Source organism: Citrobacter sp. Cf132 (assembly GCF_030333885.1).
GTDB classification, from domain to species: domain Bacteria; phylum Pseudomonadota; class Gammaproteobacteria; order Enterobacterales; family Enterobacteriaceae; genus Citrobacter; species Citrobacter freundii.
Map to the genome: position 1 here is coordinate 487972 of NZ_JAOWFA010000071.1, position 13397 is coordinate 501368.

The window sequence follows — 13397 nt, forward strand, 5'->3', positions numbered from 1 at the left end:
CCCCATTAATTATACTTTCTTCCGTAAACCCAAACAGGAGAAATATGATGAATAAGATGTCCTCTTTTTTAGCTATCGCGTTTTTTATTTCAGCTGGCGTTAATGCGGCAGAAACACCTAAAGTGCATCAACAGGCCGCAATGGCTCATGAAATGATGAATAACAGTGATGCCTCTGCACATCAACAAATGGCGCAGGCACATGCCTCGCAGGCAAATAATTCATCGTCAACACCAACCAATTCGCAATCATTTTCACAAATGAATGAACATGAAAAAGCAATGGTTGTTCACCAATCAGTAAATAACGGCCATTCATTTGCCCATGAGATACAGGCCGAGCAGCACCGCGCACAGATCTCCACTCAAGGGTAAAGACGAACTGTATTGACGACAATATCCATAAATACGCTAAGTTTGAATATTGTGGACTACTCTCCCCGTGCAGGCCTGTTTATATACAGGCCTGCATCCTTGTTCATCGTTAATGTCAATATTAATAATTCATTAAATCTTCTATTAAAAAGTAAAAACCTTTTAACCCTCCATTCAGATTGTATAAAAATCGTAAATCAACTACTCATTATGTTGCGTATCACAACATTTATCACCTCACCCTAATTATAAATTAGGATTTCCCCTGGTATGCGTCGTTAATATTTAATGGGAGACTGCCGTCGTCGTAAAAATGACAGCCAAAAAGTTCGTATTCCTATAAATAAACTTAATGATGATAGTGAGTGAAAAATGAATAAACGTCTGCTGACCCTCCTGGTCCTTGGCCTGACAACGGCCACAACGGCATGTGCAATTACCCCGGCAATGCAGAAAAAGTATGAACGTTCAGGTTGTACGCAAATGAGCGAACTCAATGGTTGTGATGTGAACAAATCCTATCAGTGGAACCACGATCATGGCTTTATCGAGAACGATAACAGCCAGCAGAATCGTCATCATCGCCATGGTGAAGAGCAGCAAAATACCACAGGCCGGGATAACCACGATAATGCGGGTATTGATGGCAAATTCAGCGGAAATTACGTGGCCAAATTTGCTAATGGTCAACGCAGCGTTGATATTCACGTCGAAGATTCCGGCGTTTACGTCAACGGTAAGGAAGTGCGTGACGTAAATACCTATAAGGATACGATGACCTTCCGCGTCGGTTATGCCACTTACACCATTAAAACAAATGGTCGCGGTAGCTGGAATGACAGCGATGCAGGAAACGCTGGCAAAATTGTGCGTGAATAACAGATATCGCTAAAGAGCGCTGCGATCACAGCACCCTCAAAAGCCATGCATTACAGTATGCCGTTTTAATACTGGAGTCAGACATGGCTTTGACCCTCACGGTGCTGCTTGAAAACCGACGTGCTGCTGGCGCTGGAAAAACATTACTGGCAAAGCCTGGATTAAGTCTGTTAGTTCAGGATGAAACGACCACAATATTGTTTGATACCGGGCCGGATGGCAGCTTCATGCATAACGCTGCACAAATGGGCGTGGACCTGACGCACTTAACCGCCGTGGTGCTGTCGCACGGCCATTACGATCACTGCGGCGGCGTGCCGTGGCTTGCGGATAACAGCCGTATCATTTGCCATCCCCAAATAGCCTGTGAACGATACGCCTCAGTTACGGTTGCGGGAACACCACGAAAAATTAAAAAACTCTCGCGTGATAACAACTACTCTCGATTCATCATGGAATACACCCGCGAGCCGCTGGCTATCAGCGATCGCTTTTTGTGGTCCGGGGAAATTAGCGTCCCCACGCCACAATCCTATGGTGTGATTAGCGAAAAAACACTCCAACCAGATTACATCAGTGACGAAGGCGTGTTGATCTATAAATCTGAACGCGGGTTAGTCATCATTACTGGTTGCGGGCATCGGGGAATAGAGAACATCGTACGCCATTGCCAGAAAATCACAGGGGTTAACCAAATTTATGCCCTGGTCGGTGGGTTTCATTTACGTGCTGCCTCCCCCGCTAAGCTATGGCGGACCCGACAATTTATTAAGCAACAGCAACCCGAAAAACTGCTCGGCTGTCATTGTACCGGTTCGTGGGGGCGATTGTGGCTTCCGGGAACTGACGCACCGGCAACGGGAGATGTGATTGAGCTGGCTGAGTAACAACAGTAAAACGTTGCCCAAACAGTAATAAAAAACGGGAGCCTTACGGCCCCCGTTTATCAGCCATCATCATTACATGGTGACAATTGCTGGCTCATCAAAGACGGTGAGTTTTGGCGCTTCACCGGTGAATTTTTCTGCATATACCAGGCTGGTATTCCCCGCACAGCCATTCGCCAGCCGTGAGGTTGGGATATCCGCCGTCAGCACGTTCGCGCCGCCATTTTTACAGATACCGTTTTCAATATCCGGCCATGCGCCTTCATGGATACAGATGATTCCCGGTTTGATACCGTCGCTGACGTGCGCCCCCACCAGAACCTGTCCGCGAGCATTCCATACACGAACCAGATCGCCCTCGACAATCCCTCTGGCTTTCGCGTCATCCGGATGAATCGTCACCGGTTCACGATTGGCAATCGCGTATTCTTTACGCAGCGACGCGTAGTTCAGCTGACTATGCAGACGATGTGCCGGGTGCGCCGTCAGTAGCTGCAGCTGATCTTTATCCGCAGTTCCTTTCCATTCATCCGGTTCAATCCAGGACGCATGCGGCGGACAGTCTTTATACTGATAGCCTTCAATCGTTTTCGAGTAGATTTCTATCTTGCCGCTCGGCGTTCCCAGCGCATTCATCACCGGATCGCTGCGGAAATCCGCGTAGCGCACATATTTGTTATTCTTTTCATTCTCACGCATTTCGATCAGTTTATTCTGCTGCCAGAACGCGTTGAACTGAGGCATGGCGACACGCTGGGCGCGGGCGGCTTTTTGCGCAACGTCATAGAACTGCTTCAGCCACGCCATTTCGTCTTTGCCTTCGGTGTAGACCGCCTTACCACCCGGCTTGAGCATCTCAGCCAGATCGGCAAATACGTCAAAATCACTACGCGCTTCAAACTGCGGCGCGATGACCTGCTTCATAGGCACCAGATGCTGGTTACTGTAATCACCGGTCATGGTCAGATCGTTACGCTCAAACGAGGTGGTGATTGGCAGAACAATATCGGCGTGTTTGGCCGCTGCGGTCCAGTAACACTCAGAGATGACAACCAGTTCAGGCTTCTGCCAGGCTTTGATTAAGCGGTTGGTATCCTGATGATGGGTAAAGTTAGCGCCACCCGCCCACCAGACCATTTTGATATCCGGGAAGGTTTGCTCTTTACCGTTATGCTGATATTTGCCGCCTGGGTTTTCCAGCGCCTCGACAATTCGCGCTACCGGCAGGCTGGTCACCGCATCAGAAACCGCCCAGTCGTTGCCCGCAGATGATCCCCCCTCAATTTTGGCGGATATTGCTGGCAATACCCCACCGGTGCGTGTTGGGTTACCGCCGTTAGAATAGTGATAAGAGAACCCGAAACCACCGCCTTCGGTACCAATTTGCCCCAGCATCGCCGCCAGAGTTACCAGCATCCAGTGTTTTTGCTCACCGTATTGCTGACGCTGAATCCCCCAGCCTGCCATGAGCATGGTTTTGTTGCTGGAGAAAATTTCCGCCAGCTTTTCCAGTTGCTCAGCAGGCACGCCACACACGCCAGATGCCCACTCGGCGGTTTTCTCAATTTTGTCGCTCTTGCCGAGCAGGTACTCTTCAAACTGCGGATATCCGGTGGTGTATTTTTCCAGGAAGGCTTTGTCGTGAAGATTTTTCTTCACCAGCGTGTGGGCGATCCCTAACATCATCGCCACATCGGTCCCCATATGTGGCGCAATCCAGGTCGCATTATCACCAAAGAACTCGATGGTTTCAGAACGCATCGGGTCGATGGCGATGACGCTTTTCCCTGATTTTTTCAGCAGATTAAAGTATTCAATCCCCTGTTCATCCGTGCTGCTCCAGGCAATTTTGAGGGTATTGAGCGGGTTCATCCCCCACAGCACCACGACCTGACTGTGCTCTAGCACCATCGGCCAGGTGGTTTGCTGCTCATAGACTTCAACCGATCCCACAACGTAAGGCATGATCACCTGCGCGGCCCCGGTTGAATAATCTCCGGTATGACCGGCATAGCCACCGGCCATGCTCATATAGCGTTGCAGTAGGGTTTGCGCCTTATGCAGAACACCGCTAGAGCGCCAGCCATAGGAACCGGCAAATATTGAGGACGGGCCATAGCTGCTACGGATCCGGCTATGCTGCTCGTGAATGAGCTTCAGCGCTTGTTCCCAACTCACACGCACGAAAGGATCGTTACCACGTTTACCATCCGCTTTACCCGGGTTTTCCAGATAGCTTTTGCGCACCATCGGATACTTAACGCGGATATTGGTATGAACCTGATCCGGCGCGGTTTGCTGTAATGAGTTCGGCACCGTTTTCGGCAACGCACCTTTTGAGGAAACCACTTTGCCGTCTTTGACTTCCACGTATACCGCACCCCAACGTGCTGCCGTCAGGATTGCCCCACCATTCTGGCCTTCGGCCCAGGCCGGCATTGGGATCACCGAAGAAATCGCCATTGTCCCGGTTGCCGCGCCAGCCGTCTTGATAAAGTCACGTCTTGTGAGTTTCATGATTTCTCCTGATTTATCGCTTATTTGTTCATGTCTTTCGCGTTGTACTGGAAGTAACGGCTCAGGATATCCAGTTCGTTTTCACTGATATTGGTACGAGCACCCATCCCTTTCGCCACAGAAGGCCAGGCGTTGAGCGTGAAATGATTCGCCGGAATTGGCGCATGACAACCCGCGCAGTACACATTGTCGAGTTTGCGTGCGTAATCCCACATGGGTTCGCGGCTGGCGAGAGCGGAACCGCTCCATTCGCCCTGCAGCACGACATCTCGCCACGCATTGCCGTAGTCATCTTTTTTCCAGTCGGAGAGGATCTTCAGCGACTGCTGACCTTTTTCACTCAGGCTGGCAAGAATCAAACGCTGCCCTGCTGCGTAGTAAATAACCTGTTCACTTCCTTGCATCTGGCTACCGCGAATCTCGACCAGTCGCGCGTTGTCCGTTGTTTTCAGAACCTGCATTTTTGTTGCCGGGTAAACAGTTCCCAGATCGCCAAGCGCGGTATTGCTTACGGCATAAAGCTCAGTTGCCGAGGCTGGAGTGGAGGCTGACTGCGCTTCAAGCCCTTTAAGCGCACTGTCATCCATTTTTATTTCAGGTGGGAAATGGGCGACGCCTTTATGGCAATCAATACAGGTTTGCTTTTCCGCGATGCCCATTTTGTGCATCTTCTGGGCATCCGCGCTTTGTGCAGCAAGATCCATGGCGTCCATACTGTGGCAGCTACGGCAGGTCGCAGAATCACTCGCCTTGAGCTGTGCCCAGACGGTTTGCGCCATCTCCAGACGATGTTCTTCAAATTTTTCCGGGGTATCGATTTTTTTGGTTATGAACTGGTGATAAACATCTTTTGAGGCCCGCAGCTTAGCCACCAGATAATCCAGCCCGCCCTCCGGGATATGACAGTCCGCGCACTCTGCGCGAATGCCTTTCTGATTCTGGAAGTGAACCGAGCCGGTATATTCCTCGTAAGGTGCCTGCATCGTATGGCACGACAAACAAAATTCCGTGCTCGAGGTTTTGTGCAATGTCCATTGCCCTGCCAAAACAATAACTGCACCAAGAACAATGCACAGCAGCATCGTCCATATGATAGTTTTATTTATTTTTCTCATCTTATATTTCCATCAGACGAATACCCTTTTAGGGGTAGGCAATAAATATACTAAAGCAGCTACTTATTGATATTCATCAAGCGAAGAGAGAAATAAGAATCAGCCAACGGGTAAGTTTGAAGGGGCTCGCATAATTAATGAGAACGAAATGTAAATATCAAATTTCGTTTAAAATTAGAATTTTAAACCAAACATAAAGTTTGATTAACTATTAATCACACAAACATCAGAATAAAAGTTTGATAAAGATTAAAAGCTGCTGAAATTAATCCTTTGGTGACAATCGTTATATAATTAAATATATAATGAAAACACATAAAAAAGAACCCTTTTCTGTTTTTTGATTACACGTATTAATGAAGATACCTGTCTTACAGTTTTGCTCACATATACATATACGGCCAGACATGCGACATACACATTTCATTGACGCACATTTATGCACGTAACCTTGATCTGGTCACTTATTATACAAAGACAACTTTCGCTACACTCAGAGTAGAGGTAAACAAACAGGAGGTAGTGAATATGTATCGCTCAATTCTGGTGCCCATTGATATCTCTGAAACCGATTTAACTCGCCATGTTGTTCCACAGGTTCAGGCGCATGCCAAAACCGCGAAGGTTCACTTTTTAGCCGTTATTCCTACCGTTCCGTTCTATGCCTCGCTGGGGCTAGCCTACTCTACCGAATTCCCGGACAGGAGTGGTCTGCAGGCCAAGGCCAGCGAAAAACTCGAAGAGATTATTAAGCAGTTCAATATTCCTGCAGGCAGGAGTCAAACTCATGTCGTTTACGGCCCGCCGAAGGATCAGATCCTCAAGTTGGCAGAGGCGGTGGACGCCGAGCTTATCGTCATCGCCTCACATAAACCCGGTTTTAGCACTTATCTGCTGGGTTCAACGGCAGCAGCCGTGGTACGCCACGCGAAATGTCCGGTGCTGGTTGTACGGTGAGAGGATTAAAACGGGAGCGAATGTGCTAATGCCATTCAGTTCACGAAGATGAATGACCATGGAAATAACTGAGAGTGGAACAGCCATAACGAGGTCATCGCTTCAACGCCCTGATTTCCAGTTAAATCTGTTTTGCTGTTCAGCGATTTTCAAATAAAAGCGCAAGAGGTCAAGTGTGGACTGGTCCGGCTGAAAATTGCCGACGTGTTTCCGTAAGGCCGGGAGAACCCGCAGGGATGCGGGTTCAGGGCGCGTTTTACAGGGATGTTGCCTCGCGCCCGGCCCGGTAGCCTGAAGGAATAAGCGGAGGGTATTGCGCAGCAACAATTTTCCCGCCGGGAGCCGGGATTGTTAAGGGTACGGCGATAGTACCCTTAACACGTTCACAGGCAGTATCGTTTCAGAGAAGTGAAAAACATAAGGTGAACGTAGCAATACGACGGAGGCAACAGATTCATTACCGCCGGATGTGCTGCTCTCAGCTCTGATTATCCAGTCTGACCAAAGCCAGCAACAGCTGACTTAGCGCGCCGTAAAAACCAAAGTCATCATACCGACAGCATTTAGTGGTGAACTCCGGTAACCAGCGTAACAGCCCTGCCAGCGTTTCTCTGCGCAACGCATCAACCTGCTGATGACGCGGTCCTGCCTCTGCCAGGGAAAAATGCAGATGGCTCAGCAGTTCGATAAAAATCGCCAGATGATCGGCTGACTCGCTAAACGTATCGCTTACCTGCATGCCCGCATCAGATAATAGTTGTTTAATGACCCCATAGTTTGGCCCTCCTTCAAGATGAGCCGACGCATAGGGTAACGCCGCGTGTTTATCCGACATCAGGAACAGGCTGCAAAAATCAGCTGCCAGTTCCAGAGTAGCGTCTTCACGCGCCTTCAGCGCAGCAATTTTTTCCTCCAGCAAAAGGACCTGCGCCTCAAGCAGCGGCTCACCTTTGAGCACCGCGAACCACTCAGCCATTTCGCTGGACTGTAAAAGCGCCAGGCTTTCATCGTCACGCTCCCGGGAAAACAACTGCGCCAGCCAGGCGTACACGCAGGCCATTTGTTCTGTTGTCATGGAAAAGTGTTTCGTCATGACGTCACCTGCTCAGCCGGGACATATTCACACTGCGCCACCATTTTTATCGGGCCACTGAACGCCGTCACGTTATCCACCTTGCCGGTATACTTCTCAATTTCCACCAGCGTAGTATGGGCGCTGGTCGCCTGCGCCAGCTGAGACGTGCCGATATCTATCGTTAACACGTTCGGATTGCCGTATTTACACAGCGCTCCGATTTCTCCACCGTTATCAGGATCGTACCAGGCACCTTCATGGATGCGCGCCACGCCCGGCGAGTAGAGATCGGAGACAACCGCCCCGGCCAGCACTTGTCCACGCGCGTTAAATACACGAACTATATCGCCGTTGCGGATCCCCCTGACGCTGGCATCCTGCGGGTTGATAAACACCGGCTCTTTGCCACTTACCGCATAATGCTTACGCAACGCTTCGGACTCGCAGAGCTGTGAATGCAGACGGAAATCCGGGTGCACGGATTGCAAATGTAGCGGCCAACGCTGCGATCCGGGTCCTCCGTGTGAGCGTTCGATTTTCTCAAACCACATCGGATGCCCCTGGCAATCGTCATATTGCATATCGGCAATGGTTTTCGAATATATCTCGATCAAACCGCTCGGCGTGCCCAGCGGTTCAAGGTCGGGATCTTCACGGAAGGCCTGATGACGAACAAACATCTGCGGATGTTCGAATTCAACGTACTCTTGCTGATTCCAGAAAACGTCGAAGGCCGGAAGATGAACGCCGCGTCCCTTCCCTTGCTGACTTCCTTCCTGCCAGATGCGCTTCAACCAGCCCATCTCATCCAGCCCTTCAGTGAACGCTTCTTCACGGTTAAAGCGGCGGCAAAGATCGCGGAAAATATCGAAATCATTACGCGCTTCAAACTGCGGCTGCACCAACTGCTTCATGGCGATAATTCCGCGGTTGGAGTGGTTGCCATATTGGTCAAGATCGTTACGTTCAAACTGGGTCGTCGCCGGCAATACGATGTCGGCGAATCGACAGGTCGACGTCCACTGATTATCGATGGCGATGACGGTTTCCAGCTTACGCCATCCCTCAATAATGCGATTAATCTGCTGGTGACGATGGAAAGGGTTGGTCCCGGCAAAAACGCACATCTTCAGCGGCGGTAACTTAACGGTTTTGCCGTTCCAGTTAATGTTTTTGCCCGGCTCCAGAATCGCATCGATAAAACGCGCGATCGGAATAGTACTGCTGTAGCCCTTATAATCGGTGCTGTCATGCACAGGAGGCACGGTGGTGGAGCCAGAAAAACCGCTCAGGATAATCCCTTTACGCCCCGGGGTGCCCGCACCGTTGTAATGCCAGCCAAAGCCAAAGCCGCCGCCGGGTAAACCGATTTGTCCGAGCATCGAGGCTAGCACCACGATCATCCACGCCCACTGTTCCCCATGCTGCATACGCTGCACGCACCAGCCGGCAATAATTTGCGTTCTGCCGCCCGCCATCTGCCGCGCCAGTTCACGAATCGTATCTGCATCAATTCCGCAGATTTTTTCCGCCCACTGGGCATCTTTAGGCTGTCCGTCACTTTCGCCCAGCAGATAAGGCAGAAATTGCTCAAACCCAACGCAGTAGTTATCGAGGAAATGCTTATCGTAGAGCTTCTCGGTATACAGCGTGTGTGCCAACGCCAGCTGTAGCGGCACATCAGCCTGCGGGTTCACGGCGATGTGCTTAACCTTGTCGCGGCCCAGATAGTCATGCGTTGAGGTGACGACCGGGTCAACGCTGATGACCGAAATCTCACCCCGCGCCACTTTATCCTTCAGTTGCTCGTAGTATTCGTAGACATCATGATCCGGACACCACCAGTTCGCCTGCTGGTTTTTAATGAGATCGGAACCCCACAGCACAATGGTTTTGCTGTTTTCTAGTACCAGCGGCCAGGAGGTCTGCTGCTCATATACCTCCATTGACCCTACCACGCGCGGCAGAATGACCTGAGCGGCGCCGGTGGAATAGTCTCCCCCGGTACTCACGCTGTTGCCATGCAGCGCAATGGCACGTGCCAGCATCCCGGAAGCATTGTGGAACATCCCGGTCGATTGCCAGCCGCTGGCAGTCAGCAGCGCGCTCGGACCATAGGTCTTCTGAATGCGTTCCAGCTCCTGGTAGAAGAAGTCCAGCGCTTCATCCCACGAAACGCGTACAAAGCGGTTATCTCCGCGCTGAGTGGTATCGCTCTGATGGCGCTTACGCAACCAGTCCACGCGGACCATCGGGTAGCGAATACGCGCTCCACCGTGTACGTGATCCGGGAGTCCGGCGATCATTTTTGACGGGTATTTATCATGCTCAAACGGTTTGGCCTCAATAAAACGACCATCAACCACGGTGGCACGGATAGCCCCCCAGTGAGAACCGGTCAGAATCCCCTCTTTGACGCCAGTGCCCTGGACTTCTGCGGCGTTGGCGCTACGCGGCGTGAGCAGCGAAGGCCCTAACATACCAGCTACGGTCAAGCCCCCCAGCTGCATTAGAAAACGTCGGCGAGATGCCTGAAAGAGATCGTTATTTTTCATTGCTTTCTCCCTTATCGCCATGCGGCTTATCCGTAGTGTCAGAGGCATTCATCTGCAAATATTTCAGTAAGGTACGTTCTTCACGTTTATCCAGACTGGTAAAGCCAATCATGCCGTTCAACGTGCCAATCCAACCGTTAGCATCAAAGTGTTCTTTCTCTGGCGCGCCGTGGCATTGGTTACAGGTTCCGTTATAGAGCGAGTCGGCATAAGCCCAGATAGGTTTGATGTCGTTGACCATATCGCCCTTCTGCATCCAGGCGGTGGCCTGCAATTTACTCCATGGCGTATTCGTTTCCGCAACGGTGGTTTGCTCCAGCGTCTTCACGTGCTGCTGGATGTCGCCACGAATGGAAGCCACAAAAATGCGCTTGCCCGGCAATTGCGCCAACACGCGCTGACGCCCATTACTCTCGGTCCAGCCCACAATTTCAATTTGCAGCCAGTCACCGTCACGCTTTAACACTTTCACTTCAGAAGCGGGTAGCAGTGATCCTGCAGGTTCTTTATCACCTTTGGCGGCATAAATAGGTTTGATGTCCAGAGAGTAGAGCGTCTCGCCATCGTCGTTTGCATTGGCGCGTAACTGATCAAACTGCTTACGGAAACCGCTACTCATATCGGGAAGCTGATGCGCAATACCTTTATGGCAGTCGATACAGGATTGGTTGTCCTTGGCCGCAATCTTCATCTGGCGCGCAGCTTCAGGATGTTGTTTAGCGTGGTCCATCGCATCATAGTCATGACAAGAACGACAGGTCGCGGAGTTGTTCTCCTTCATTCGCGCCCATTCGCGCTCCGCCAGCTCAGCGCGCTTGGCTTCGAATTTCTCTGGAGTATCAATAGAGTGGGCAACAAAGGTTTGGTAAATATCGTTGCTGGCCTCCAGCTTACGTTTCACCATGCCTGGAATATCGGATGGAATGTGGCAGTCATGACATTCTGCGCGTACCCCGGAGGCATTCTGAAAATGCGCAGACTGTTTATATTCTTCGTAAACCGGCTGCATACTGTGGCAGCTCACGCAAAACTCGGTAGAACTGGTTAATTTAATACCAACGTGCGGCAAGACGATCAGCGCAATACCGACCACAATCCCGATAACGACCAGCGCCAACACTGACCAACGTGCGCTCGGTCTGAGCAGCGCCCTCCATAGTTTCCGCATAATAGCCCCTGTAATCTTATGGTTTAGTTACAGAGGATCTTATTTCTCAAATGTGAACAGCAACACTGGTCAGGATGAATGACTTACGGCACAATGTGAACAGATATGAACAGAAAGAGCACGCCATCAGGATGTCGCATCACATTGTAATTGTTGAAGATGAACCCGTCACCCAGGCGAGGTTACAGGCATACTTTGAACAGGAGGGTTACCACGTCTCGGTCACCGCCAGCGCTACAGGCCTACGTGAAATCATGTCACAACATCCTGTCGATCTTATTCTGTTGGATATCAACCTCCCGGACGAAAATGGCTTAATGCTGACCCGTGCCCTGCGCGAACGCTCAACGGTAGGGATCATTCTGGTGACGGGTCGTAGCGATCAAATTGACCGGATCGTTGGCCTGGAAATGGGTGCTGATGATTATGTCACCAAGCCGCTGGAGCTACGTGAACTGGTGGTTCGGGTTAAAAATTTGCTCTGGCGTATCGATCTTGCCCGCCAGGCACAGCCGGAGACCAAAGATAACTGCTATCAGTTTGCCGGATACTGTCTGAATGTCTCCCGGCATACCCTGGAACTGGGCGATGAGGCGATCAAACTCACCCGCGCAGAGTATGAAATGCTGGTCGCCTTTGTCACCAATCCGGGGGAAATTCTCAGCCGCGAACGTTTACTGCGTATGCTTTCGGCACGACGGGTAGACAATCCAGACTTACGCACCGTGGATGTATTGATCCGCCGTTTGCGCCATAAGCTACGGGCTGATTTACTGGTGACGCAGCACGGCGAAGGTTATTTTTTAGCGGCCGACGTGTACTGATACAGATAAACCGGACGGAACCCGCCAGGAGAAAGTGAGCGCTGAACATGCTGGCTGTCGGCATTTTTCGGGGTGAGCACCAGGATCGGCGGACTGATATTTTCCGGCACCGATTGCCCTTGTAATACTCTGATAGCCTGTTGAATCGCCAGTTCACCTTGCCAGACCATTTGATCGCTGGCAGCCATAATGATTCTTTCGCGTTTAAGTCCGCGATACACCTGATGCGACAGATAAAAAGAGACAACGGTTAGCGGCGTCCCCTGATTCCGCTTCTCTCCCATCGCTGCTTCCGCTGCAATTGCTGTACCGGCAACCACATCGACATCCGGGTGACGTTCAAGCATTTCTTGTAACAGGTTGCGCTGAACTTCAATATCATTATCCCCCAACGCCACATCCACGATGTGCACCTGACTACCGGCAATCGCCTGACGGAATCCTGCCACCATTTCGCGGCTGCCTCCGGCGTCATCAGGTCCGGGCAATAATAAGACCTTTAACGGTTTTCCCGCGCTCCACTTAACCAGATAGCGGCCTGGCTGGTAACCCATCTGGAACCATGGAACTCCAACCCGTGCTTTCACCGTCGGATCGTGTATCGCATTAACTACCTCAATGACCGGCAACGTACCAACCTGCGCCTGCAAATCCGGAAAAGTCGTTGTGCTGCTGCCCAATAAAATGGCATCCGCGCCCCACTGCTGGCACTGAGCGATTTGTGTTTTTTGCGTGGTGAACTGACGATACCCTCCCGCCTCAAACACCTTCAGGCTTACTCCATATTTTTTTGCCGCCTCAAGCATGCCGTAATTAACTGAAAGCCAGTAGGCATCCTTCAGGCTGGGATACAACGCGCACAGTTTCCAGACTTTGCTTGCAGTAACGTCCGTCTGCGGTACCGAGACTGACTGCCGGGTATCCTGCCAGCGCAGCAGTGCAGACCCGGCCGCGTGACTTAAGCCGGGAAAAAGTGTGATAAGCAGGAAAACCAATACGCGCATGATAGCCTCAACATTGATAAGGCTTTATCCTAGTTGCTTTCC

11 protein-coding genes are annotated in these 13397 nt (G+C 51.0%); 5 read left to right on the plus strand and 6 right to left on the minus strand.

Annotated elements, in window-relative coordinates; genetic code table 11:
* The first annotated feature begins 47 nt into the window (after positions 1-47).
* From OGV85_RS22885 to OGV85_RS22895, 3 genes are all read left to right on the plus strand, one after another.
* Positions 48-374 carry a PcoE/SilE family metal-binding protein gene (locus tag OGV85_RS22885; RefSeq protein ID WP_061548161.1) on the plus strand — a complete coding sequence of 109 codons (327 nt, stop codon included), beginning with the start codon at positions 48-50 and terminating at the stop codon, positions 372-374.
* A 372-nt stretch (positions 375-746) separates the two neighbouring features.
* On the plus strand, positions 747-1253 hold the full coding sequence (locus tag OGV85_RS22890; protein ID WP_061548160.1) for a hypothetical protein: 507 nt from the start codon (positions 747-749) through the stop codon (positions 1251-1253).
* Between the two features lie 83 nt (positions 1254-1336).
* Entirely contained in the window at positions 1337-2140 is an 804-nt protein-coding gene (locus OGV85_RS22895) for an MBL fold metallo-hydrolase (protein ID WP_003021931.1), read from the plus strand.
* Between the two features lie 72 nt (positions 2141-2212).
* Here OGV85_RS22895 and OGV85_RS22900 read toward each other — a convergent pair whose 3' ends face one another.
* Together OGV85_RS22900 and OGV85_RS22905 are read right to left on the minus strand one after the other, a co-directional pair.
* On the minus strand, positions 2213-4657 hold the full coding sequence (locus tag OGV85_RS22900) for a trimethylamine-N-oxide reductase 2 (protein ID WP_061548159.1): 2445 nt from the start codon (positions 4655-4657) through the stop codon (positions 2213-2215).
* A gap of 20 nt (positions 4658-4677) precedes the next feature.
* On the minus strand, positions 4678-5772 hold the full coding sequence (locus OGV85_RS22905) for a NapC/NirT family cytochrome c (RefSeq protein WP_003835730.1): 1095 nt from the start codon (positions 5770-5772) through the stop codon (positions 4678-4680).
* Positions 5773-6300: 528 nt separating this feature from the next.
* Between OGV85_RS22905 and uspF the strand changes: the two genes are divergently transcribed.
* Complete coding sequence (gene uspF / locus OGV85_RS22910) at positions 6301-6729, plus strand: universal stress protein UspF (RefSeq protein WP_003021923.1); 429 nt, start codon at positions 6301-6303, stop codon at positions 6727-6729.
* A gap of 478 nt (positions 6730-7207) precedes the next feature.
* Here the strand turns inward: uspF and torD are convergent, their stop codons facing one another.
* Genes torD through torC form a run of 3 tightly spaced genes read right to left on the minus strand, consistent with a single transcriptional unit; the run spans position 7208 to position 11527 of the window.
* Complete coding sequence (torD, locus tag OGV85_RS22915) at positions 7208-7822, minus strand: molecular chaperone TorD (RefSeq protein ID WP_061547886.1); 615 nt, start codon at positions 7820-7822, stop codon at positions 7208-7210.
* Entirely contained in the window at positions 7819-10359 is a 2541-nt protein-coding gene (gene torA, locus OGV85_RS22920) for a trimethylamine-N-oxide reductase TorA (protein ID WP_057063236.1), read from the minus strand. Before torA ends, torD begins: the two co-directional genes overlap by 4 nt.
* Positions 10349-11527 (minus strand): pentaheme c-type cytochrome TorC, encoded by a 1179-nt coding sequence (torC, locus tag OGV85_RS22925; RefSeq protein ID WP_003021915.1) that lies wholly within the window; start codon positions 11525-11527, stop codon positions 10349-10351. Before torC ends, torA begins: the two co-directional genes overlap by 11 nt.
* A gap of 131 nt (positions 11528-11658) precedes the next feature.
* On the opposite strand from torC, the gene torR reads away from it, so the two are divergent.
* Complete coding sequence (gene torR, locus OGV85_RS22930) at positions 11659-12351, plus strand: two-component system response regulator TorR (RefSeq protein WP_032948739.1); 693 nt, start codon at positions 11659-11661, stop codon at positions 12349-12351.
* Here the strand turns inward: torR and torT are convergent.
* Entirely contained in the window at positions 12324-13355 is a 1032-nt protein-coding gene (gene torT, locus OGV85_RS22935) for a TMAO reductase system periplasmic protein TorT (RefSeq protein WP_061547887.1), read from the minus strand. The two genes, torR and torT, sit on opposite strands and share 28 nt — an antisense overlap.
* Positions 13356-13397 lie beyond the last annotated feature (42 nt).